This is a genomic window from Pseudomonas sp. FSL R10-1350, from assembly GCF_009600525.1.
GTDB classification, from domain to species: Bacteria; Pseudomonadota; Gammaproteobacteria; order Pseudomonadales; family Pseudomonadaceae; genus Aquipseudomonas; species Aquipseudomonas helleri.
On record NZ_WIVR01000012.1, the window covers coordinates 32,972 to 53,943 of the forward strand.

General features: G+C 56.7%; 18 protein-coding genes. 13 read left to right on the plus strand and 5 right to left on the minus strand.

What is annotated here, in order from left to right; all coding sequences use genetic code 11:
• Positions 1-9: 9 nt before the first annotated feature.
• Positions 10-1,704 (minus strand): lactate permease LctP family transporter, encoded by a 1,695-nt coding sequence (locus GHO25_RS08345; RefSeq protein WP_153390571.1) that lies wholly within the window; start codon positions 1,702-1,704, stop codon positions 10-12.
• Positions 1,705-1,964: 260 nt separating this feature from the next.
• Between GHO25_RS08345 and GHO25_RS08350 the strand changes: the two genes are divergently transcribed.
• Entirely contained in the window at positions 1,965-2,732 is a 768-nt protein-coding gene (locus tag GHO25_RS08350) for a GntR family transcriptional regulator (RefSeq protein WP_048373231.1), read from the plus strand.
• A gap of 123 nt (positions 2,733-2,855) precedes the next feature.
• Here GHO25_RS08350 and smpB read toward each other — a convergent pair whose 3' ends face one another.
• Complete coding sequence (gene smpB / locus GHO25_RS08355; RefSeq protein WP_153390573.1) at positions 2,856-3,338, minus strand: SsrA-binding protein SmpB; 483 nt, start codon at positions 3,336-3,338, stop codon at positions 2,856-2,858.
• A 233-nt stretch (positions 3,339-3,571) separates the two neighbouring features.
• On the opposite strand from smpB, the gene GHO25_RS08360 reads away from it, so the two are divergent.
• Positions 3,572-4,006: a type II toxin-antitoxin system RatA family toxin gene (locus GHO25_RS08360; RefSeq protein ID WP_153327479.1), complete on the plus strand. Its 435-nt coding sequence runs from the start codon at positions 3,572-3,574 to the stop codon at positions 4,004-4,006.
• Positions 3,999-4,316 (plus strand): RnfH family protein, encoded by a 318-nt coding sequence (locus tag GHO25_RS08365; RefSeq protein ID WP_153372986.1) that lies wholly within the window; start codon positions 3,999-4,001, stop codon positions 4,314-4,316. The genes GHO25_RS08360 and GHO25_RS08365 overlap by 8 nt, the downstream gene beginning before the upstream one ends.
• A 59-nt stretch (positions 4,317-4,375) precedes the next feature.
• Here GHO25_RS08365 and GHO25_RS08370 read toward each other — a convergent pair whose 3' ends face one another.
• The gene (locus tag GHO25_RS08370; RefSeq protein WP_048373239.1) at positions 4,376-4,909 is read right to left on the minus strand and encodes an outer membrane protein assembly factor BamE; all 534 of its coding nucleotides are present in this window, start codon (positions 4,907-4,909) and stop codon (positions 4,376-4,378) included.
• A 98-nt stretch (positions 4,910-5,007) separates the two neighbouring features.
• Here GHO25_RS08370 and fur point away from each other — a divergent pair, with 98 nt between their 5' ends.
• On the plus strand, positions 5,008-5,421 hold the full coding sequence (gene fur / locus GHO25_RS08375) for a ferric iron uptake transcriptional regulator (protein WP_048373240.1): 414 nt from the start codon (positions 5,008-5,010) through the stop codon (positions 5,419-5,421).
• A 96-nt stretch (positions 5,422-5,517) separates the two neighbouring features.
• On the opposite strand, the gene recN is transcribed toward fur, so the two are convergent.
• Positions 5,518-7,200 (minus strand): DNA repair protein RecN, encoded by a 1,683-nt coding sequence (recN, locus tag GHO25_RS08380; RefSeq protein ID WP_153390575.1) that lies wholly within the window; start codon positions 7,198-7,200, stop codon positions 5,518-5,520.
• A 253-nt stretch (positions 7,201-7,453) separates the two neighbouring features.
• Here recN and grpE point away from each other — a divergent pair, with 253 nt between their 5' ends.
• The 7 genes from grpE (at position 7,454) to greA (ending at position 17,504) form a co-directional block, all read left to right on the plus strand.
• A complete protein-coding gene (gene grpE, locus GHO25_RS08385) occupies positions 7,454-8,020 on the plus strand; it encodes a nucleotide exchange factor GrpE (protein WP_048373243.1) in 567 nt (188 codons plus the stop codon).
• A gap of 100 nt (positions 8,021-8,120) precedes the next feature.
• A complete protein-coding gene (dnaK, locus tag GHO25_RS08390; protein WP_048373245.1) occupies positions 8,121-10,037 on the plus strand; it encodes a molecular chaperone DnaK in 1,917 nt (638 codons plus the stop codon).
• 319 nt (positions 10,038-10,356) lie between these two features.
• Positions 10,357-11,481 (plus strand): molecular chaperone DnaJ, encoded by a 1,125-nt coding sequence (dnaJ, locus tag GHO25_RS08395; protein ID WP_048373247.1) that lies wholly within the window; start codon positions 10,357-10,359, stop codon positions 11,479-11,481.
• Positions 11,482-11,491: 10 nt separating this feature from the next.
• On the plus strand, positions 11,492-12,298 hold the full coding sequence (gene dapB / locus GHO25_RS08400) for a 4-hydroxy-tetrahydrodipicolinate reductase (RefSeq protein WP_048373248.1): 807 nt from the start codon (positions 11,492-11,494) through the stop codon (positions 12,296-12,298).
• A 260-nt stretch (positions 12,299-12,558) separates the two neighbouring features.
• A complete protein-coding gene (gene carA, locus GHO25_RS08405; RefSeq protein ID WP_048373250.1) occupies positions 12,559-13,695 on the plus strand; it encodes a glutamine-hydrolyzing carbamoyl-phosphate synthase small subunit in 1,137 nt (378 codons plus the stop codon).
• 114 nt (positions 13,696-13,809) lie between these two features.
• The gene (gene carB / locus GHO25_RS08410; protein ID WP_048373252.1) at positions 13,810-17,031 is read left to right on the plus strand and encodes a carbamoyl-phosphate synthase large subunit; all 3,222 of its coding nucleotides are present in this window, start codon (positions 13,810-13,812) and stop codon (positions 17,029-17,031) included.
• Entirely contained in the window at positions 17,028-17,504 is a 477-nt protein-coding gene (gene greA / locus GHO25_RS08415) for a transcription elongation factor GreA (RefSeq protein WP_048373254.1), read from the plus strand. Before carB ends, greA begins: the two co-directional genes overlap by 4 nt.
• 292 nt (positions 17,505-17,796) lie before the next feature.
• On the opposite strand, the gene yhbY is transcribed toward greA, so the two are convergent.
• Positions 17,797-18,105: a ribosome assembly RNA-binding protein YhbY gene (gene yhbY, locus GHO25_RS08420; protein WP_048373256.1), complete on the minus strand. Its 309-nt coding sequence runs from the start codon at positions 18,103-18,105 to the stop codon at positions 17,797-17,799.
• 105 nt (positions 18,106-18,210) lie between these two features.
• On the opposite strand from yhbY, the gene rlmE reads away from it, so the two are divergent.
• Together rlmE and ftsH are read left to right on the plus strand one after the other, a co-directional pair.
• Positions 18,211-18,861, plus strand: coding sequence for a 23S rRNA (uridine(2552)-2'-O)-methyltransferase RlmE (rlmE, locus tag GHO25_RS08425; RefSeq protein ID WP_019410404.1), 651 nt, complete (start codon positions 18,211-18,213; stop codon positions 18,859-18,861).
• Between the two features lie 190 nt (positions 18,862-19,051).
• Positions 19,052-20,965 carry an ATP-dependent zinc metalloprotease FtsH gene (gene ftsH / locus GHO25_RS08430; RefSeq protein WP_048373258.1) on the plus strand — a complete coding sequence of 638 codons (1,914 nt, stop codon included), beginning with the start codon at positions 19,052-19,054 and terminating at the stop codon, positions 20,963-20,965.
• The last annotated feature ends 7 nt before the right edge of the window (positions 20,966-20,972 follow it).

Below are 20,972 nucleotides of genomic sequence, written 5' to 3' on the forward strand. Positions count from 1 at the left end.
CCCTGTTGCTTAATGCACTAGCATGCCGGTGAACCAATACGCCTGGGCGAGCGTGATCAGGCCAACGATGGTGGCGAAGAACAGGCTGTGCTTGAGGGTGAAGCGGAACAGGTCGGACTCTTTGCCCACCAGGCCGGTTGCCGCACAGGCGACCGCGATGGATTGTGGCGAGATCATTTTGCCGGTCACGCCACCGCTGGTGTTGGCGGCCACCATGAGGGTGTCGCTGACGCCGATCTGGTGCGCGGTGGTGGCTTGCAACGAGCTGAACAGGGCGTTCGACGAGGTGTCGGAGCCGGTCAGGAACACGCCCAGCCAGCCAAGGAACGGCGAGAAGAACGGGAACGCGGCGCCCGTACCGGCCAATACCAGGGCCATGGTGGAGGACATGCCCGAGTAGTTGGTCACGAAGGCAAAGGCCAGCACCATGCCGATGGACAGGATCGGCCAGCGCAGCTCGTAGAGGGTCTCTTTGAAAGTGGTCAGACCGGTTTTGATGTCGATTTTCAGGATCAGCATCGAGATCAGCGCCGAGAAGAAAATCGCGGTACCGGTGGCCGAAATCGGGTCCAGTTTGAACACGGCGGCAATGGCGGTTGGCGCGTTGACGATCGGCGCGGTTTTGATCACCAGTTGATCAAGGTGCGGGATCGCAAAGTTGAACACCCAGCCGTACATCGAGCCGCCTGGCGAGAACAGGGCCTTGAACGGTTTGAGGGTCCAGATGGTGACCAGTACGGTCAGGATCAGGAACGGTGACCAGGCCTTGAGGATTTGCATCAGGCTGTAAGGCGAAACCATCAAGTTGTTTGGTTTGCCGAAGCCGCCTGCGCTGGCGGTAACAACAACGTCAGAGCTCACGCCCGGAATCTGCGCGCCGGCGGTGCGTTTTGGCTGCCAGACTTTCAGGAACAGGGTCAGGCTGATCAGGCTGGCCAGTGCCGAGGTGATGTCCGGCAGTTCTGGGCCAATGTAGTTGGAGGTGAAGTACTGGGTGACGGCGAAGCTCAAGCCTGCCACCAGTGCTGCCGGCCAGGTTTCACGCACGCCGCGCAGGCCGTCCATCATGAAGACCAGCCAGAATGGTACGAACAGCGACAGCAGCGGCAGTTGGCGACCGGCCATGGCGCCGATCTTGAACGCGTCGATGCCCGTTACCTGGCCTGCCACGATGATCGGAATGCCGAGGGCGCCGAAGGCAACCGGGGCGGTGTTGGCGATCAGGCACAGGCCAGCGGCGTACAGTGGGTTGAAGCCCAGGCCTACGAGTAGGGCGGCAGTAATCGCTACCGGAGCACCGAAACCGGCTGCGCCTTCGAGGAACGCACCGAAGCAGAAGCCGATCAACAGCACTTGCAGACGCTGGTCATCGGTAATCGACAGGACGGAGCTGCGGATGATTTCGAACTGGCCGCTTTTGACGGTCAGTTTGTAGAGGAACACCGCGGCAACGATGATCCAGGCAATCGGCCAGAGGCCATAAGCAAATCCATACCCTGCGGCGGCAATCGCCATGTCGACCGGCATCTGGAAGGCGAAGATTGCCACCAGAATCGACAAGGCAAGGGTAATGCTGCCAGCCACGTGCCCTTTGAGACGGAACACAGCCAAGGCCAGGAAGAAAAACACAATCGGGATAACGGCCGCGAGTGCGGACAAGCCGAGGCTGCCGAGCGGGCTGTAAAGCTGTTGCCAGGTTTGCATATGGGGTGGCCCCTAATTGTTATTGGTCGATGCTGCTGACTGCATTTGGGTAATTGGTAATACCAATTTACAATCGCTGTGGGCTAGGTTAAAAGCCTTGTATGGCGTGTGTCAATTTGCCGCTACTTAATCTTTAGTCGCGCTGTTCGTTGTCAGGGCAACTGATGGGGTAAAAGGCGGTTTTTCTGATAGGTGTTTGGCGAGCGCCAATCGGCGAGAATAGAGGGCCCGGCGCGTGGTCGGGTGCGTGGAGAGCAGTTATGGGGTTTGGTCAAATCCGTCAGCGCCGTTTGTCGGACGATATTGTCGAGCAGCTTGAGGGCATGATCCTTGAGGGCACGTTGAAGGCCGGTGAGCGCTTACCGGCCGAGCGTGCGCTGGCGGAGCAGTTTGGGGTGTCGCGCCCGTCGTTGCGTGAAGCGATTCAAAAGTTGGTGGCCAAAGGTTTGCTGATCAGCCGCCAAGGCGGCGGCAACTATGTGGCGACGTCGCTGGGCTCGACCTTCAGTGATCCGTTGCTGCAATTGCTGGAAAGCAACCCGGAGGCGCAGCGCGATTTGCTGGAATTTCGCCATACCCTGGAGGCGTCTTGCGCGTATTACGCGGCATTGCGCGCGACCGAGATGGACCGTGAGCGGCTGCGGTTTGCTTTTGAGCGGTTACAGGATTGCTATACGCGGGTGGATGAGGTGAGCCGGGCCGAGGAAGGGGAGGCCGATGCCAACTTTCACCTGGCGATTGCCGAGGCGAGCCACAACGCGGTGTTGTTGCACACAATTCGCGGGTTATTCGATTTGCTCAAGCGCAACGTGGTGACCAACATTGGCGGCATGTACAAGCAGCGCAGCGAAACGCGCGACATGCTGATTGATCAGCACCGCGAGTTGTATCTGGCGATTGTGGAAGGTCGGGCTGAGGATGCGCGGGGCGTTGCGAGCCGCCATCTCATGTACGTGCAGGAAGTGTTGGAGGAAGTACGTCAGGAAGTTCAGCGCGTGGCGCGGGCAGAGCGACGTAATGGGTTGTGAACTGCTCTGTGGGAGCGGGCTTGCTCGCGATAGGATCAATGCGGTGTGCTAGAGACACCGCGTTGTCTGAATCGCGAGCAAGCCCGCTCCCACAGAATGTACGCCAACAGCAAGCAACAGGACTTAGTCTTCCTTGCCCTTGTTGCGCACCGCGCGTTGCAGCTCGCGATCAGAGTCGCGCTCACGCTCGGTATGGCGCTTGTCGTATTCCTTCTTGCCTTTACCCAGGGCAATTTCGCACTTGATCAAGTGCTTGCTCCAGTAAAGCGAGAGGCAGACGCACGCGTAACCCTTTTGCTGCACAGCAGCGGCCAGCTTTTCAAGCTCGCGCTTGTTAAGCAGCAGTTTGCGGCTGCGCACCGGGTCGGCGATAACGTGCGTGCTGGCGGTCGTCAGCGGCGAGATGTGGCTGCCGAGCAACCAGGCTTCGCCGTCTTTGAGGAGCACGTAGCTGTCGACCAGCTGTGCCTTGCCTGCACGCAGACTTTTTACTTCCCAGCCGGCCAGGACCAGACCAGCCTCGAACCGATGTTCGATGAAGTAATCGTGTCGCGCTTTTTTGTTCTGCGCGATGGTCCCTGTGGGGTGCTTCTTCTGTTTAGCCATAGGGGCGGCATTATAGGCAGTTGCGAGCAAGTCGGCTACGGTCAACCTGTGTGCTTGAGCACGTAGTTTGATTCCCGGACAATACGCCCTCATTTTTGAGTGCTTGGGCGTAATTTTCTTACCTCGCGTATCATGCTGCCCTTGTTCGTCCTGATTGTTTTCTTGATGCGCTTATGCGGCGCCACTTGGCACCCTGAGGGTGTTTGCCGCCCAGCTGTGGAATTAACGCTGACATGACTACCCATATCCAACGTTCCGCCTTGCTGCCGTATCCGGCGCAGGCTTTGTATGACCTGGTTAACGACGTGGCGCGTTATCCGGAGTTTTTGCCGTGGTGTTCATCGGCCGAGATTATCGAAAGCACCGAGTCGCTGATGCGCGCCAGTCTGGGCGTGGCCAAAGGCGGCTTGAGCCAGCACTTTGTAACGCGCAACACGTTGTCGCCGGGGCAGTCGATTGAGATGAACCTGGAAGAAGGCCCGTTCACCAAGCTGCACGGCCTCTGGGTGTTCAAGCCGTTGGGCGAGAAGGCCTGCAAAATCAGCCTGGACATGACCTTTGATTACGCCGGTGCAATCGTTAAGGCGACCTTGGGGCCCTTGTTTAATCAGGCGGCCAATACCTTGGTCGATGCGTTTTGCCAGCGCGCCAAGCAGCTGTATGGCTGAGTCTGTGATAGCGATTGAAGTGGTTTACGCGGCGGTTGAGCGTCAGCAATTGCTGGCGCTGACTGTGCCTGAGGGCACGACGTTACGCGCGGCGGTGCTGGCGTCAGGGATTGGTCGGGCGTTTCCTGAGCTGGACCTGGAGCATTGCCCTGTGGGGATCTTTGGCAAGCAGGTCATGGATCCGCAGGTGCGCGTGGTGCAGGCCGGTGAGCGGATCGAGATTTACCGACCGCTGTTGGCTGACCCCAAAGAGATTCGCCGTCAGCGGGCTGCAAAAGCGGCCGAGGCCAAGCGATTGAGCGGGCTGTAAGTCGATTTTTCAGCAGGCAACAAAAAGCCCGGCATGCCGGGCTTTTTTGCAACGCGCGATTATTGGTCGCGGGTGTCCAGCGGTGTTGGCGTCGGGACGGGTACAGTTTTAACGCCGTCGACGTCTTTCTGGATTTGATCAAGCAACGAGCCCGGCTTGGCCGGCACTTCGCTCTTCTCGGCAGGTTCTGGTGCCGGATCCGTCGGTGAGATCACCTCGGTCGACCCTTCTTTGCCCAGAATCGCTTCGTCGCGGCTCACGCCCGGCTTGAAATCGCCTGACAGGCTGACGAGCTGATCGTTCTGGTTGAAGAACACACTGATGCGTTCTTGTTGGCGTTCACCGCCGCCGGGCTGCAGGCTATACAAATAATCCCAGCGATCAGGGTGGAATGTATCTGTCAGCAGGGCGTTACCCATAATAAACTTCACTTGCCGACGGGTCATTCCCGGGCGCAACTGGTTTATCATGTCCTGCGTGACGACATTGCCCTGTTGGATGTCGATTTTGTAAACCCCGGGGAATGAACAACCGGCGAGTGCGAGCAGTCCCACAAAGGTGAAACTGGTTAGCAAGAGCTTGGTGTTTTGCATCGGTGGGCGACTTCCACTATCTTGGCTGGGACAACGTAAACGCCGATCATACCCGTATTAAGAGAAGCTGCGAAGCCGCTTCCGCGAGAAAGCTAACCATGGTTGAAAATAGCGAACTACGTAAGGCCGGACTTAAGGTGACTCTGCCACGAGTCAAAATTCTACAAATGCTGGACTCTGCTGATCAGCGTCACATGAGCGCCGAGGATGTTTACAAGGCACTGATGAACGCGGGCGAGGACGTCGGTCTGGCCACGGTTTACCGTGTGTTGACCCAGTTTGAGTCAGCAGGGCTGGTGATCCGCCACAATTTTGATGGGGGCCATGCAGTCTTTGAGCTGGCTGATGCCGACGGTGGTCACCACGACCATATGGTCAACGTGGACACCAGTGAAGTGATTGAGTTTTTCGACGAAGAGATCGAAAAGCTGCAGCACGCCATTGCCACTAAACATGGCTTTGAGTTGGTGGATCACAACCTGGTGCTGTACGTACGCAAGTCAGGTAAATAAGCATGTCGCGCGAATTTCGGTTCGCGAAACGATCGAAGGCGACCTCTGAGTCGCCTTCGTGCTGTCTGAAATGTAATTTTTTGTGACCGTTCGTCGCTAAGCGGCCAAATTCTTCGCAGTGACGACCATTTTCTTGGCGTGAGCTAACGATTCTTTGGTCAGGTCGATGCCGCCGAGCATGCGCGCCACTTCTTCTACGCGCTCTTTTTTGCTCAATTTGGAGACGGCGGTACGGGTTGTCTCGCTTTCGCGAACCTTGTGCACAAATAGATGTTGATGGCACTGCGCTGCCACTTGCGGCAGGTGAGTGACTGTCAGCACTTGGCCGCGCTCGCCCAAGCGGCGCAATAGCTGGCCCACGATCTCGGCGGTCGGGCCGCCGATGCCCACGTCCACTTCGTCGAATACCAGGGTGGGGACGCGTGAGGTCTGCGCGGTGATGACCTGGATGGCCAGGCTGATACGCGACAGTTCGCCGCCCGACGCCACTTTGGCCAGCGCCTTGAGGGGTTGCCCCGGGTTGGCGCTGACCAGCAGCTCTACGTGTTCAAGGCCGTGAGGCATGGGGTCGCTGCTGCTCATTGGGCGCAGTTCGATCACAAAGCGCCCGCCTGGCATGCCCAAGCGCTGGATTTCTTCTTCTACCGCGCTGCCCAGGCGGGTGGCGGCATGGCTGCGAAGGTCGCTCAGTTCACGCGCGCACTCTTGATAGTGGCGTGCGTAAGACGCTAGCTCATGGGTCAACCGCTCGATGTTTTCATCGTTGGCGTTCAAGGTTTCGAGTTCATCGAGCAAGCGCTGTTGCAGTGCGGCGACCTCGGTTGGCTGCACGCGGTGTTTGCGCGCCAGCGAGTAAATGGTGTCGAGCCGTTCTTCGAGGTACTGCAGGCGACCGGGGTCGGCATCAAAGTGATCAATGAAGCGATTGAGTTCGCCCACGGCTTCTTCGACCTGGATTTGCGCGCTGGCCAGCAGGTCGGTGGCTTCGTTCAATGAGCCGGTATTGTTATGAATGCTCGCCAGACGGTTCAGGCTAACGGTCAGGGCGTTGAGCACATTGCCTGAGTCGTTTTCGCTGCACTGCTCAACAACCTGCCGGCAAATGGTCAGCAAGGTTTCGGCGTTGGTCAGGTTTTTGTGTTCCTGCTCCAGCTCTTCCAGCTCGTGTTCACCGAGTGACAAGGTTTCGAGTTCTTCGATCTGGTAGCTCAGTAGCTGATGGCGTGCCCGCTGTTCATCGCCCGAGTTGGACAGGTGCTCCAGCTCCTGGCGGGTCTGGCGCCAGCGTTGTGCGGCCAGTAGCACCTGACGGGCGAGATCGGTGGCGCCTGCGTATTCGTCGAGCAGACGGCGGTGGGTGTCGGGCTTGAGCAGCGACTGGTGTTCATGCTGGCTGTGGATGTCGATCAGCAGCTCGCCCAGAGCCTTGAGGTCGCCTTGGGGGCATGGCGTGCCATTGATGTAGCCGCGCGAGCGACCTTCGGCGGTGATGACGCGGCGCAAGATGCACGGGCCATCACACTCAAGGTCGCGCTCGGCCAGCCAGGCACGCGCTTCGGGAATGTCCTGCAGGTCGAAGGTGGCCAGAATGTCGGCTTTTTCAGCGCCGGGGCGAACCACCCCGTTGTCTGCGCGATCACCTAAGGTCAGGCCCAGTGCATCGAGCATGATCGATTTACCTGCGCCGGTCTCACCAGTGATTACACTCATACCGCGATCCAGCTCTAGATCGAGATGTTCAACGATGGCGTAGTTATGTACGGACAGGTGCACCAGCATGGGAGCGGCTCCAAAACGTAATGTCTGGTTATTTATACAGTGTTTTGTTTCGTGCTGACAATGGCTGTGCTTAGTTCTATTTGCTTGGCATTGAGGCTTTTTTAGGCTGTTTTGTATGGGCGGGTGGGGTGCGCCGAGGCGTTAAAAGGCAATTGTTAGTGCTTTTTGGCTCTTGAACCTGAAAATTGCGACCCCATATACCGAGGCAGAAGCGCGAGTCGAGCTCGCGGACGAAGTTTGAAAGGAGAAATCTATGGCAGACGAACAGACTATGGATACGCAGAACCAAGACGCTAATCAGGCTGCTGATGTTGCAGGCGTAGATCTGGTGGCACGTGTGCAGGAGCTCGAAGAGCAACTGGCGGCAGCTAACGATCAAGCTTTGCGAGTGGCTGCTGATGTGCAGAACGTTCGCCGTCGTGCCGAACAGGACGTTGAAAAAGCACACAAATTTGCATTGGAAAAATTTGCTGGCGACCTGTTGCCGGTGATCGACAGTCTGGAGCGCGGCCTTGAGCTGTCCAGTCCGGATGACGAAAGCATTCGCCCAATGCGTGAAGGGATCGAGCTGACGCTGAAAATGTTCCAGGACACCCTGAAGCGTTATCACCTGGAAGCGATCGATCCGCATGGCGAACCCTTCAATGCCGAGCACCATCAGGCAATGGCCATGCAGGAAAGCGCTGACCTGGAGCCAAACAGTGTGCTCAAGGTGTTTCAAAAAGGGTATCAGCTCAATGGTCGCTTACTGCGCCCGGCTATGGTCGTAGTCAGCAAGGCGCCAGCGCCGGTTTCGCCATCGATTGACGAGCAGGCTTGAAATCGGCCGCAAGGCCCCCATTTAGATGTCATGCGTTTAGAAATGCCGTAGTTGGTCATTACTGCTACGGCAAAAAAATTCAAATTTAGGGAGAGTGAAGATGGGCAAAATTATTGGTATCGACCTCGGGACCACCAACTCGTGCGTGTCGGTTCTGGAAAACGGTAAAGCAAAAGTTATCGAAAACGCTGAAGGCGCGCGTACTACGCCGTCGATCATTGCGTACGCCAACGATGGCGAAATTCTGGTTGGCCAGTCGGCCAAGCGTCAGGCAGTGACCAATCCGCATAACACCCTGTACGCGGTGAAGCGTCTGATCGGTCGTCGTTTTGACGAAGAAGTTGTACAGAAAGACATTCAGATGGTCCCTTACAAAATCGTCAAGGCAGACAATGGCGATGCGTGGGTTGAAGTGAACGGCCAGAAAATGGCTCCGCCACAAATCTCGGCTGAAATTCTGAAGAAAATGAAGAAAACCGCCGAAGACTACCTCGGCGAAGCAGTGACTGAAGCGGTTATCACCGTGCCTGCTTACTTCAACGACAGCCAGCGCCAGGCGACTAAAGACGCCGGCCGTATCGCGGGTCTGGACGTAAAACGCATCATCAACGAACCAACCGCAGCTGCTCTGGCTTACGGTATGGACAAAGCGAAAGGCGACCACACTGTCATCGTTTACGACTTGGGTGGCGGTACTTTCGACGTGTCGGTGATCGAAATTGCTGAAGTTGATGGCGAGCACCAGTTTGAAGTGTTGGCGACCAACGGTGACACGTTCCTGGGTGGTGAAGACTTTGACATTCGTCTGATCGACTACCTGGTTGACGAGTTCAAGAAAGAAACCGGCATGAACCTTAAAGGTGATCCGCTGGCAATGCAGCGTCTGAAAGAAGCTGCAGAAAAAGCAAAAATCGAGCTGTCTTCGAGCCAGTCGACTGACGTGAACCTGCCGTACATCACTGCAGACGCGACCGGTCCTAAGCACTTGAACGTGAAAATTTCGCGCGCCAAGCTGGAATCGCTGGTTGAAGACCTGGTTCAGCGCACCATCGAACCTTGCCGCATTGCTCTGAAAGACGCAGGTATCGACGTTGGCGCGATCAACGACGTGATCCTGGTCGGTGGTCAGACCCGTATGCCGCTGGTTCAGAAGCTGGTAACTGAGTTCTTCGGTAAAGAAGCACGTAAAGACGTGAACCCGGACGAAGCTGTTGCCATGGGTGCTGCTATTCAGGGTGCGGTATTGGCCGGTGACGTTAAAGACGTTCTGCTGCTGGACGTGAGCCCGCTGACTCTGGGTATCGAAACCATGGGCGGTGTGATGACTGCTCTGATCGAGAAAAACACCACGATTCCCACCAAGAAATCGCAAGTGTTCTCGACGGCTGACGACAACCAGGGCGCTGTGACCATTCACGTGCTGCAAGGTGAGCGTAAGCAAGCGGCTCAGAACAAGTCGTTGGGCAAGTTCGACCTGGCGGACATTCCACCCGCTCCACGTGGCGTGCCTCAGATCGAAGTAACCTTCGACATCGACGCTAACGGTATCTTGAACGTGAGCGCGAAAGACAAGGCGACTGGCAAGTCCCAGTCCATCGTGATCAAGGCGAACTCGGGTCTGTCCGAGGACGAAATTGCTCAGATGGTCCGTGACGCTGAAGTCAACGCTGAAGAAGACCGTAAGTTCGAAGAGCTGGCAGCTGCACGTAACCAGGGCGACGCACTGGTTCACTCGACTCGTAAAATGATCGTCGATGCTGGCGATAAAGTGACCGAGGAAGAGAAAACTGCAATCGAAGCTGCAGTAGTCGCATTGGAAGCCGCTGTTAAAGGCGACGACAAAGCCGCTATCGAAGCCAAGGTTGAAGAGCTGTCCAAGGTGTCTGCTCCAGTCGCACAGAAAATGTACGCTGAGCAAGCGAACCCGGCAGACGCAGCGGCCAAGCCAGCTGATTCGGCTGAAAAAGCGGACGACGTTGTCGACGCTGAGTTCGAAGAAGTTAAAGACAACAAGTAATAAGCTTGTTGGTCGGCCGGTTAACCGTGCATAAGCGGTGACTGGTAGGATGTCGCCGCGCGGGAGCTTGCTCCCGCGTTGGCGTGTCTGGAGCAAGGGAATTTTTACAGCATGCGACAAGCTCGGATGCTGGCGGTTGAGGCAGGGACTTCTTTGTGTTTCTGCCCGAGGTGACCGCTCCTGTCGGCCAATGCATTGGCTGTTAATCAGAAACCAATATCGTTGAAAAGACGTGAGTTGAGCCTTGTACGTTCAGGCTCAGCGGGTTTGGTGAGGCTCGGGAGGGTTCTTCCAAACGTCCTTGAGAGTGCAAAGAATTATGGCAAAGCGCGACTATTACGAAGTATTGGGTGTCGAACGGACCACCACTGTGGTCGAGCTGAAAAAAGCTTATCGTCGTCTCGCAATGAAACACCACCCGGACCGTAACCCGGGCGACAAAGCCTCTGAAGAGCTGTTTAAAGAGGCTAACGAAGCGTATGAAGTGCTGTCTGATACCAGCAAGCGTGCTGCTTATGACCAGTACGGTCATGCGGGTGTTGATCCGCAAATGGGTGGCGGCGGTGCAGGTTTTGGTGGTCAGAACTTCTCCGATATTTTCGGCGATGTATTCAGTGATTTCTTTGGCGGTGGCCGTGGCGGCTCCCGGGGCGGCGCGCAGCGCGGTAGCGATTTGCGCTACACGCTGGAGCTGAACCTGGAAGAAGCGGTGCGCGGGACTACGGTCAATATTCGTGTGCCAACGCTGGTCAACTGCAAGCCGTGTGACGGTTCGGGCGCGAAGAAGGGTTCTTCGCCTGTGACCTGTACCACCTGTGGCGGTATTGGCCAGGTGCGCATGCAGCAGGGTTTCTTCTCTGTGCAGCAGACCTGCCCGCGTTGCCATGGTCAGGGCAAGATCATTTCCGACCCGTGCGAAAGCTGCAACGGCGACGGTCGCGTAGAAGAATACAAAACCCTGTCCGTGAAAGTGCCTGCGGGTGTTGATACGGGCGACCGTATCCGTCTGTCGGGCGAAGGCGAGGCGGGTGTGCAGGGTGGCCCGGCGGGTGACCTGTACGTGGTGATCGAGGTGCGTGAGCACGCGATTTTCCAGCGCGATGGCAAGCATCTGTTCTGCGAAGTGCCTATCAGCTTTGCTGATGCGGCGCTGGGTGCAGAGCTGGAAGTGCCGACGCTGGATGGTCGGGTCAAGCTCAAAGTGCCTGAAGGTACACAAACCGGTAAGCAATTCCGTCTGCGTGGCAAGGGTGTGTCCCCGGTGCGTGGCGGTGGCGTTGGCGACTTGATGTGCCGCGTCGTGGTCGAGACTCCGGTGAAGTTGAGCCGTCGTCAGCGCGAGCTGATGGAAGAGTTCCGCTCGACACTGGAAGGCGATAGCTGCCATTCGCCAAACGCGACTGGTTGGTTCGAAGGCGTGAAGCGCTTCTTCGGCGACTTATAAGGAGCGGGGCATGCGACGTATAGCTGTGATGGGCGCTGCCGGGCGCATGGGCAAAACCCTGATTGACGCGGTTCAGCAGCGCTCGCCGGTGTGTGGGCTGACGGCGGCGGTTGTCCGTCCGGGCAGTTCGCTTGTAGGCGCTGATGCCGGTGAGCTGGTGTCGCTCGGGCGAATTGGCGTGCCGTTGTCTGCAAGCCTTGAAGACGTGGCAGATGAGTTCGATGTGTTGATCGATTTCACCCTGCCTGAGGTGATGCTCGGCAATCTGGCGTTCTGCCGTCAGGCGGGCAAGGCCATGGTCATTGGCACCACGGGCTTGAATGCTGCGCAAAAGCAGTTGCTGGTTGACGCTGCCAAAGACATCCCGGTGGTCTTTGCTTCGAATTTCAGTGTCGGCGTTAACCTGTCGTTCAAGCTGCTGGATATCGCAGCGCGGGTGATGGGTGATGATGCCGACATTGAAATCATCGAAGCGCACCATCGTCACAAAGTCGACGCGCCGTCGGGCACGGCCATGCGCATGGGTGAAGTGATTGCCGATGCGCTGGGGCGTGATCTGCAAAAGGTTGCCGTTTATGGTCGTGAAGGCCATACCGGTGCGCGTGAGCACGAGACGATCGGTTTTGCGACCGTTCGTGGCGGTGATGTGGTGGGTGACCATACGGTGCTGTTTGCGGCCGAGGGTGAGCGTTTGGAAATCACCCACAAGGCATCCAGCCGTATGACCTTCGCCAAGGGCGCCGTTCGCGCTGCCCAGTGGCTCGACGGGCGTGAGCCCGGCCTGTACGACATGCAGGATGTGCTCGACCTGCGTTGAGTCATCTTTGTAAAATCGGGCTGTTGCAAGCGCAACAGTCCGATTTTCAACCGCTAAGCGATGATCTGTCGCATTCCTCTGCCTTTTGGGCTCTTTTAGCGGTAGACCAAAAAAGCCTTTTTCTGTAAGCTACAGCTTTAGTGTGTCCACTAAAAGCGCGCAGATAATTCGATGAAGAAGCGGGGTGACGTGTCCATACGTCACTCCGCTTTTTTACAACCTGCGATCGCCCTTTCAGGCTTTATTTACGGGAGGTCTTCTTGACTAAGCAAGCCATACTCGCCCTCGCTGATGGCAGCATTTTTCGCGGCGAAGCCATTGGGGCCGACGGTCAGACCGTTGGTGAGGTGGTGTTTAACACCGCAATGACTGGCTACCAGGAGATCCTGACGGATCCTTCCTACGCTCAGCAAATCGTGACCCTGACTTACCCGCATGTTGGCAATACCGGCACTACACCGGAAGATGCCGAGTCTGATCGTGTTTGGTCCGCAGGTTTGGTAATCCGTGATCTGCCGCTGGTTGCCAGCAACTGGCGTAACACAATGTCGCTGTCTGACTACCTGAAAGCCAACAATGTTGTGGCAATCGCCGGTATCGACACGCGCCGTCTGACCCGTATTTTGCGTGAGAAAGGCGCGCAAAACGGCTGCATCATGGCCGGTGACAACATTTCTGACGAAGCTGCGATTGCGGCGGCGCGCGGTTTCCCTGGCCTGAAAGGCATGGACCTGGCGAAAGTTGTCAGCACCGACAAAACTTACGAATGGCGTTCGAGCGTCTGGAACTTGGCAACTGACAGTCACCCGACTATCGAAGCCAGCGATCTGCCTTACCACGTAGTGGCTTATGACTACGGCGTAAAGTGGAACATCCTGCGCATGTTGGTTGAGCGTGGCTGCCGCGTCACTGTTGTACCGGCGCAAACTCCTGCCAGCGATGTGTTGGCGCTCAACCCGGATGGCGTGTTCCTGTCCAACGGCCCGGGTGACCCTGAGCCTTGCGACTACGCAATCACGGCTATTCAAGAAGTGCTGAAGACAGAGATTCCGGTATTCGGTATCTGCCTGGGCCACCAACTGCTGGCACTGGCCTCCGGCGCCAAGACCGTGAAAATGGGTCATGGCCACCACGGCGCGAACCACCCGGTTCAAGACCTGGACACCGGTGTTGTGATGATCACCAGCCAAAACCACGGTTTTGCGGTTGATGAGGCGACCCTGCCTGCCAACGTGCGTGCCATCCACAAGTCGCTGTTCGACGGTACCCTGCAAGGTATCGAGCGCACCGACAAGAGCGCTTTCAGCTTCCAGGGTCACCCTGAAGCAAGCCCTGGCCCGAACGACGTTGCGCCGCTGTTCGATCGCTTCATCAATGAGATGGCCAAGCGCCGCTGATCAGTCCTTTGTAATGAGTAGCCCAAGGCGGCCCCGAAATCGGCGGCCCCTTGTGCGGCTCAGGAACCTGATTGACGGCTTGCCGACTGACCTGCGGATTTGAGTGACAAACCCATGCCAAAACGTACAGACATTAAAAGCATCCTGATTCTCGGCGCTGGCCCGATTGTTATCGGCCAGGCGTGCGAATTCGACTACTCCGGCGCCCAGGCCTGTAAGGCTCTGCGTGAGGAGGGCTACCGCGTCATCCTGGTGAACTCTAACCCGGCCACCATCATGACCGACCCGGACATGGCCGATGCGACCTACATCGAGCCGATCAAGTGGCAAACGGTTGCCAAGATCATCGAAAAAGAGCGTCCAGACGCTCTGCTGCCAACCATGGGCGGCCAAACTGCCCTGAACTGCGCGCTGGACCTGGAGCGCGAAGGCGTTCTGGAGAAGTTCGGCGTAGAAATGATCGGTGCCAACGCTGACACCATCGACAAGGCTGAAGACCGTTCGCGTTTCGACAAGGCCATGAAGTCCATCGGCCTGGATTGCCCGCGCTCCGGTATCGCTCACAGCATGGAAGAGGCCAACGCGGTTCTCGAAAAGCTGGGCTTCCCGTGCATCATTCGTCCGTCCTTCACCATGGGCGGCACCGGTGGCGGTATCGCTTACAACCGTGAAGAGTTTGAAGAGATCTGCTCTCGCGGTCTGGACCTGTCGCCAACCAAAGAACTGCTGATCGACGAATCGCTGATCGGCTGGAAAGAGTACGAAATGGAGGTTGTCCGCGATAAGAAGGACAACTGCATCATCGTTTGCTCGATCGAAAACTTTGACCCGATGGGCGTGCACACCGGTGACTCGATCACCGTGGCTCCAGCACAAACCCTGACCGACAAAGAATACCAAATCATGCGTAACGCCTCTTTGGCGGTACTGCGTGAGATCGGCGTTGAAACCGGCGGTTCCAACGTTCAGTTCGGTATTTGCCCGAACACTGGCCGTATGGTCGTGATCGAGATGAACCCGCGTGTATCCCGCTCCTCGGCGCTGGCTTCCAAAGCCACTGGTTTCCCGATTGCGCGTATCGCCGCCAAGCTGGCGATTGGCTACACCCTGGACGAACTGCAAAACGAAATCACCGGCGGCGCGACCCCGGCGTCCTTCGAACCGTCCATCGACTACGTTGTGACCAAGCTGCCACGCTTTGCTTTCGAGAAGTTTGCTAAAGCCGATGCGCGCCTGACCACGCAAATGAAGTCCGTGGGTGAAGTAATGGCCATCGGCCGTACTTTCCAGGAATCGTTGCAAAAAGCCCTTCGCGGTCTGGAAGTGGGCGTTAGCGGTCTTGATCCGAAGCTGGACCTGAGCAACCCGGAAAGCATGGCTGTGCTCAAGCGCGAGCTGACTGTGCCGGGCGCCGAGCGTATCTGGTACGTGGCTGACGCGTTCCGTGCGGGTATGACAGTCGAAGACATTTTCGGCATGAACATGATTGACCCTTGGTTCCTGGTACAGATCGAAGATCTGATCAAGGACGAAGAAAAGATCAAGACCATGGGCCTGTCTGCGATCGATCGCGACACCATGTACCGCCTCAAGCGCAAAGGCTTCTCTGACGCACGTCTGGCTGTATTGCTGGGTGTGACCGAGAAGAACCTGCGTCGCCACCGTCACAAGCTGGAAGTGTTCCCGGTTTACAAGCGCGTTGACACCTGCGCGGCCGAGTTCGCCACTGACACCGCTTATATGTACTCGACCTATGAGGAAGAGTGCGAAGCCAATCCGTCGGACCGTGACAAGATCATGATCCTGGGTGGCGGCCCTAACCGTATCGGTCAAGGTATCGAGTTCGACTACTGCTGCGTTCACGCGGCGCTGGCGTTGCGTGCCGATGGTTACGAAACCATCATGGTTAACTGCAACCCGGAAACAGTTTCGACCGACTACGACACCTCGGATCGTCTGTACTTCGAATCTGTGACCCTCGAAGACGTGCTGGAAATCGTGCGTGTCGAGAAGCCTAAGGGCGTGATTGTTCAGTACGGCGGCCAAACCCCGCTGAAACTGGCACGTGCGCTGGAAGAAGCCGGCGTGCCGATCATCGGTACCAGCCCTGACGCCATCGACCGTGCAGAAGACCGTGAGCGCTTCCAGCAAATGGTTGAGCGTCTGAACCTGCGTCAGCCGCCAAACGCCACTGTGCGCAGCGAAGACGAAGCGATTCGTGCGGCTGGCAAGATCGGTTACCCGCTGGTTGTTCGTCCGTCCTACGTGTTGGGCGGCCGTGCGATGGAAATCGTTTACGAAGAAGAAGAGCTCAAGCGTTACCTGCGCGATGCAGTGAAAGTGTCCAACGACAGCCCGGTGCTGCTGGACCACTTCCTCAACTGCGCAATCGAAATGGACGTTGACGCTGTCTGCGACGGCACTGACGTTGTGATCGGCGCGATCATGCAGCACATCGAACAGGCTGGTGTTCACTCCGGTGACTCTGCTTGCTCGCTGCCGCCGTACTCGCTGCCGCTGCACATCCAGGACGAGATGCGTGAGCAGGTCAAGAAAATGGCGCTGGAGCTGGGCGTAGTTGGCCTGATGAACGTGCAATTGGCCCTGCAAGGCGAAGACATCTACGTGATCGAAGTGAACCCGCGTGCATCGCGTACCGTTCCTTTCGTGTCCAAGTGCATCGGTGTCTCCCTGGCAATGATCGCTGCGCGTGTGATGGCCGGTAAGACCCTGAAAGAAATCGGCTTCACTAAAGAAATCATTCCTGACTTCTACAGTGTGAAAGAGGCGGTCTTCCCGTTCGCCAAATTCCCTGGTGTTGACCCGATCCTCGGCCCAGAGATGAAGTCCACCGGTGAAGTGATGGGCGTGGGCGACACCTTCGGTGAGGCCTTTGCCAAGGCGCAAATGGGCGCGAGCGAAGTGCTGCCGACTGGCGGTACTGCGTTTATCAGCGTGCGTGACGACGACAAGCCACTGGTGGCTGCTGTTGCGCGTGATCTGATCGACCTCGGCTTTGAAATCGTGTCGACGGTGGGTACTGCCAAGTTCATCGAAGCCGCCGGCTTGAAAGTGCGTCGCGTGAACAAGGTGACTGAAGGCCGCCCTCACGTTGTCGACATGATCAAAAACGACGAAGTGACGTTGATTATCAACACCACTGAAGGTCGTCAGTCGATTGCTGACTCTTACTCCATCCGCCGCAACGCTCTGCAGCACAAGATTTACTGCACCACGACTATTGCTGCTGGCGCGGCGATCTGTGAAGCGCTTAAATTCGGTCCTGAAAAAACCGTACGTCGCTTGCAGGATCTACACGCAGGATTGAAGGCATGATCAAATACCCAATGACGGTCCAGGGCGCGAAAGCCCTGGAAGAAGAGCACACTCATCTGACCAAGGTTGTTCGGCCCAAGCTGAGCCAGGATATCGGCACGGCGCGTGAGCTGGGTGACCTTAAGGAAAACGCTGAATACCATGCTGCCCGTGAGCAGCAAGGTATGGTTGAGGCGCGTATTCGTGATATCGAAGGCCGCATGCAGAACGCGGTCATCATTGATGTCACGACGATCCCTCACACCGGCAAAGTGATTTTCGGTACCACGGTTGAAATCGCGAACGTTGAAACTGACGAATCCGTGACGTATCAGATCGTGGGTGAGGATGAGGCTGACATTAAACTCGGAAAAATCTCTGTGGGTTCGCCCATTGCTCGCGCCTTGATTGCCAAGGAAGAGGGTGACGTGGTCGCGGTGAAAACACCGAGTGGCGTCATTGAGTACGAGATTGTTGAAGTGCGTCATATCTAAGTAACAGCGCCCGCTTCGTGCGGGCGTTCTGCTTTGGCCGTCAGCCCGGATGTTGCGGGTTGGCAGCTGGCAGGTGCGGTACAACGAATGTGTACGATGCTGGTCACAACCGACTGGCATCGCTGATGTACAAGACGCCCGTCAGTACGCGTTATAGCGTTTTGAGGGTGGCTGTCGGCGGGAGGTGTTGCGTTGGGCGGATCTGATTGCCTGATGCATTGCGCGGGCAGTTTTGCTATTGCAAAGCAAGAGTGTCAGGGCGCGCCAGGCGCACCCTTGACTCCTGTCGGCATCACTTGAAGCGATGGATGTTCGACAGGTTCTTGTTAACATTGACGTTCTTGCGGTACAGAAGCGCCATTTTGCCGATAATCTGTACCAGTTCCGCTTTGCCGGCCTTGCAGAGTTCTGCAATGGCTTCCAGGCGAGACTCGCGGTCCAGGATGTTGACTTTGATTTTAATCAACTCGTGATCGCCCAATGCGCGTTCGAGTTCGGCTAAAACACCTTCAGTCAAACCATTATCAGCCACAGTCAATACTGGTTTCAGATGGTGGCCAATGGATTTGTACTGTTTCTTCTGCTCTTGAGTGAGCGGCATAATCTGACCCCTGTGTCTGATCTTGTAAAAGCGGCGGCCAGTTTACCCGAGCGAGTCCGGGACCGCCCAGTTAATCACGACCCGTTTATATTTTTGAGGTGCCCCGTGGCCCGTTCCAAGACTAGCCTTAACTGGCTGAAAGAGCATTTCAACGACCCATACGTCAAAATGGCGCAAAAGGATGGGTACCGCTCGCGTGCAAGTTACAAGCTGCTGGAGATCCAGGAGCGTGACCGTTTGATCCGTCCGGGCATGACCGTAATTGACCTGGGCGCGGCCCCGGGTGGCTGGTCGCAGGTGACCAGTCGTCTGATTGGTGGCCAAGGGCGTTTGATCGCTTCCGACATTCTGGACATGGACAGCATCCCGGACGTGACCTTCATTAAAGGTGACTTTACTGAGGACGCCGTTCTGGCCCAGATTCTCGAAGCCGTCGGAAATACACAGGTAGACCTTGTGATTTCAGATATGGCCCCCAATATGAGTGGATTGGCCGCCGTAGATATGCCGCGTGCAATGTTCCTTTGCGAATTGGCACTGGATCTTGCCGGGCGTGTACTGCGTCCAGGTGGTGATTTCTTGATCAAGGTCTTCCAGGGTGAGGGCTTCGACCAATACCACAAAGACATCCGCAAACTTTTTGATAAAGTGCAGATGCGCAAGCCGACGTCGTCACGAGACCGGTCTCGCGAGCAGTATTTATTGGGGCGCGGCTTCCGCGGCATCGAAGGTTCGGCCAGCGATGAGCGTCTCTAACTGAAGTGATAGCTTTTTTTGTATCGCTTTACAGAACTGACATAACGAATATTGTGTAGGCAAGTTTCACAAAGGGTTACAGACGGAGCCTGCAAGGGTTGTAGGCAATGTAGTAAGTTATGCCGGTGAATATCATGCGAAGCACGCTTCAATAGCGGGGCTTGCTTCAGAGGGTAGCTAATTGAACGATATGGCAAAGAATCTGATCCTGTGGTTGATCATCGCAGCTGTCCTGGTGACGGTGATGAACAACTTCTCCAGTCCAAACGAGCCACAAACCCTCAACTATTCCGACTTCATCCAGCAAGTTAAGGATGGCAAAGTCGAGCGCGTTGCCGTGGATGGCTACGTGATCACCGGCAAACGCAGTGATGGCGATACCTTCAAAACCATTCGTCCTGCTATTCAGGACAACGGTTTGATCGGCGATCTGGTTGATAACCATGTGACCGTAGAAGGCAAATTGCCTGAGCAGCAAAGCATCTGGACTCAATTGCTGGTAGCGAGCTTCCCGATTCTGGTGATCATCGCGGTCTTCATGTTCTTCATGCGTCAAATGCAGGGCGGTGCTGGCGGTAAAGGCGGCCCGATGAGCTTTGGCAAGAGCAAGGCGCGTCTGTTATCAGAAGACCAGGTCAAAACGACCCTGGCTGATGTAGCAGGCTGCGACGAAGCGAAAGAAGAAGTGGGCGAGCTGGTTGAGTTCCTCCGTGATCCGGGCAAGTTCCAGCGCCTGGGCGGCAAAATTCCTCGTGGCGTTCTGATGGTTGGCCCGCCCGGTACCGGTAAAACCTTGCTCGCCAAGGCGATTGCTGGCGAAGCGAAAGTACCGTTCTTCACGATTTCTGGTTCTGACTTCGTTGAAATGTTCGTGGGTGTCGGTGCAAGCCGCGTTCGCGACATGTTTGAACAAGCTAAAAAGCACGCACCTTGCATCATCTTCATCGACGAAATCGACGCTGTCGGTCGTCACCGTGGCGCCGGTATGGGCGGCGGTCATGATGAGCGTGAGCAGACCCTCAACCAATTGCTGGTTGAGATGGACGGCTTTGAAATGAATGACGGCATCATTGTGATTGCCGCAACCAACCGCCCTGACGTACTCGACCCTGCGCTGCTGCGTCCAGGCCGTTTTGACCGTCAGGTGGTGGTGGGCTTGCCGGACATCCGTGGTCGTGAGCAGATCCTCAAAGTGCACATGCGTAAAGTGCCGGTGGGTGATGACGTTCAGCCGGGTGTGATTGCACGGGGTACGCCAGGGTTCTCGGGTGCAGACCTCGCGAACCTGGTGAACGAGGCTTCCTTGTTCGCTGCGCGTACCGGTAAACGCATTGTTGAAATGAAAGAGTTTGAGCTGGCCAAAGACAAAATCATGATGGGCGCCGAGCGCAAATCGATGGTGATGTCGGATAAAGAGAAGCGCAACACGGCTTATCACGAAGCGGGCCACGCTATCGTCGGTCGTGTGGTGCCAGAGCATGACCCGGTGTACAAAGTGTCGATCATTCCACGTGGTCGTGCGCTGGGTGTGACGATGTTCCTGCCGGAAGAGGATCGTTACAGCCTCTCCAAGCGTGCTTTGATCAGCCAGATCTGCTCGCTTTACGGTGGTCGTATTGCTGAAGAGATGACCTTGGGCTTTGACGGTGTTACCACCGGCGCCTCCAACGACATCATGCGTGCGAGCCAGATTGCGCGGAACATGGTGACCAAGTGGGGCTTGTCCGAGAAGCTGGGTCCGTTGATGTACGCCGAGGATGACGAGTCTTACCTGGGCCGTGGCGGTGGTGGTCAGGGTGCGAACGTTTCGGGCGAGACAGCCAAGCTGATTGACTCTGAAGTGCGCAGCATCATTGATGAGTGCTACGGCACGGCCAAGCAGATCCTTACGGACAACCGTGACAAGCTTGAAGCCATGGCTGATGCACTGATGAAGTACGAGACGATTGATGCAGATCAGATCGACGACATCATGGCGGGACGCACGCCACGCGAGCCGCGTGATTGGGATGACAGCGGCAAGGGCACTCCGACGCCTCCGCCGACCCTGGACAAGACCGATCGTCCAGAAGCGCCTATCGGCGGTCCTGCAGCTGATCACTAAGGCTTGA

What these genes read in the sequence shown, in the direction of transcription:
- GHO25_RS08360 (WP_153327479.1), top strand. Translation starts at nt 3,572, where the DNA reads ATGACTACCCATATCCAACGTTCCGCCTTGCTGCCGTATCCGGCGCAG.
- GHO25_RS08365 (WP_153372986.1), top strand. Translation starts at nt 3,999, where the DNA reads ATGGCTGAGTCTGTGATAGCGATTGAAGTGGTTTACGCGGCGGTTGAG.
- recN (WP_153390575.1), bottom strand. Translation starts at nt 7,200, where the DNA reads ATGCTGGTGCACCTGTCCGTACATAACTACGCCATCGTTGAACATCTC.
- GHO25_RS08350 (WP_048373231.1), top strand. Translation starts at nt 1,965, where the DNA reads ATGGGGTTTGGTCAAATCCGTCAGCGCCGTTTGTCGGACGATATTGTC.
- GHO25_RS08370 (WP_048373239.1), bottom strand. Translation starts at nt 4,909, where the DNA reads ATGCAAAACACCAAGCTCTTGCTAACCAGTTTCACCTTTGTGGGACTG.
- smpB (WP_153390573.1), bottom strand. Translation starts at nt 3,338, where the DNA reads ATGGCTAAACAGAAGAAGCACCCCACAGGGACCATCGCGCAGAACAAA.
- carB (WP_048373252.1), top strand. Translation starts at nt 13,810, where the DNA reads ATGCCAAAACGTACAGACATTAAAAGCATCCTGATTCTCGGCGCTGGC.
- grpE (WP_048373243.1), top strand. Translation starts at nt 7,454, where the DNA reads ATGGCAGACGAACAGACTATGGATACGCAGAACCAAGACGCTAATCAG.
- fur (WP_048373240.1), top strand. Translation starts at nt 5,008, where the DNA reads ATGGTTGAAAATAGCGAACTACGTAAGGCCGGACTTAAGGTGACTCTG.
- dnaJ (WP_048373247.1), top strand. Translation starts at nt 10,357, where the DNA reads ATGGCAAAGCGCGACTATTACGAAGTATTGGGTGTCGAACGGACCACC.
- yhbY (WP_048373256.1), bottom strand. Translation starts at nt 18,105, where the DNA reads ATGCCGCTCACTCAAGAGCAGAAGAAACAGTACAAATCCATTGGCCAC.
- greA (WP_048373254.1), top strand. Translation starts at nt 17,028, where the DNA reads ATGATCAAATACCCAATGACGGTCCAGGGCGCGAAAGCCCTGGAAGAA.
- dnaK (WP_048373245.1), top strand. Translation starts at nt 8,121, where the DNA reads ATGGGCAAAATTATTGGTATCGACCTCGGGACCACCAACTCGTGCGTG.
- dapB (WP_048373248.1), top strand. Translation starts at nt 11,492, where the DNA reads ATGCGACGTATAGCTGTGATGGGCGCTGCCGGGCGCATGGGCAAAACC.
- ftsH (WP_048373258.1), top strand. Translation starts at nt 19,052, where the DNA reads ATGGCAAAGAATCTGATCCTGTGGTTGATCATCGCAGCTGTCCTGGTG.
- GHO25_RS08345 (WP_153390571.1), bottom strand. Translation starts at nt 1,704, where the DNA reads ATGCAAACCTGGCAACAGCTTTACAGCCCGCTCGGCAGCCTCGGCTTG.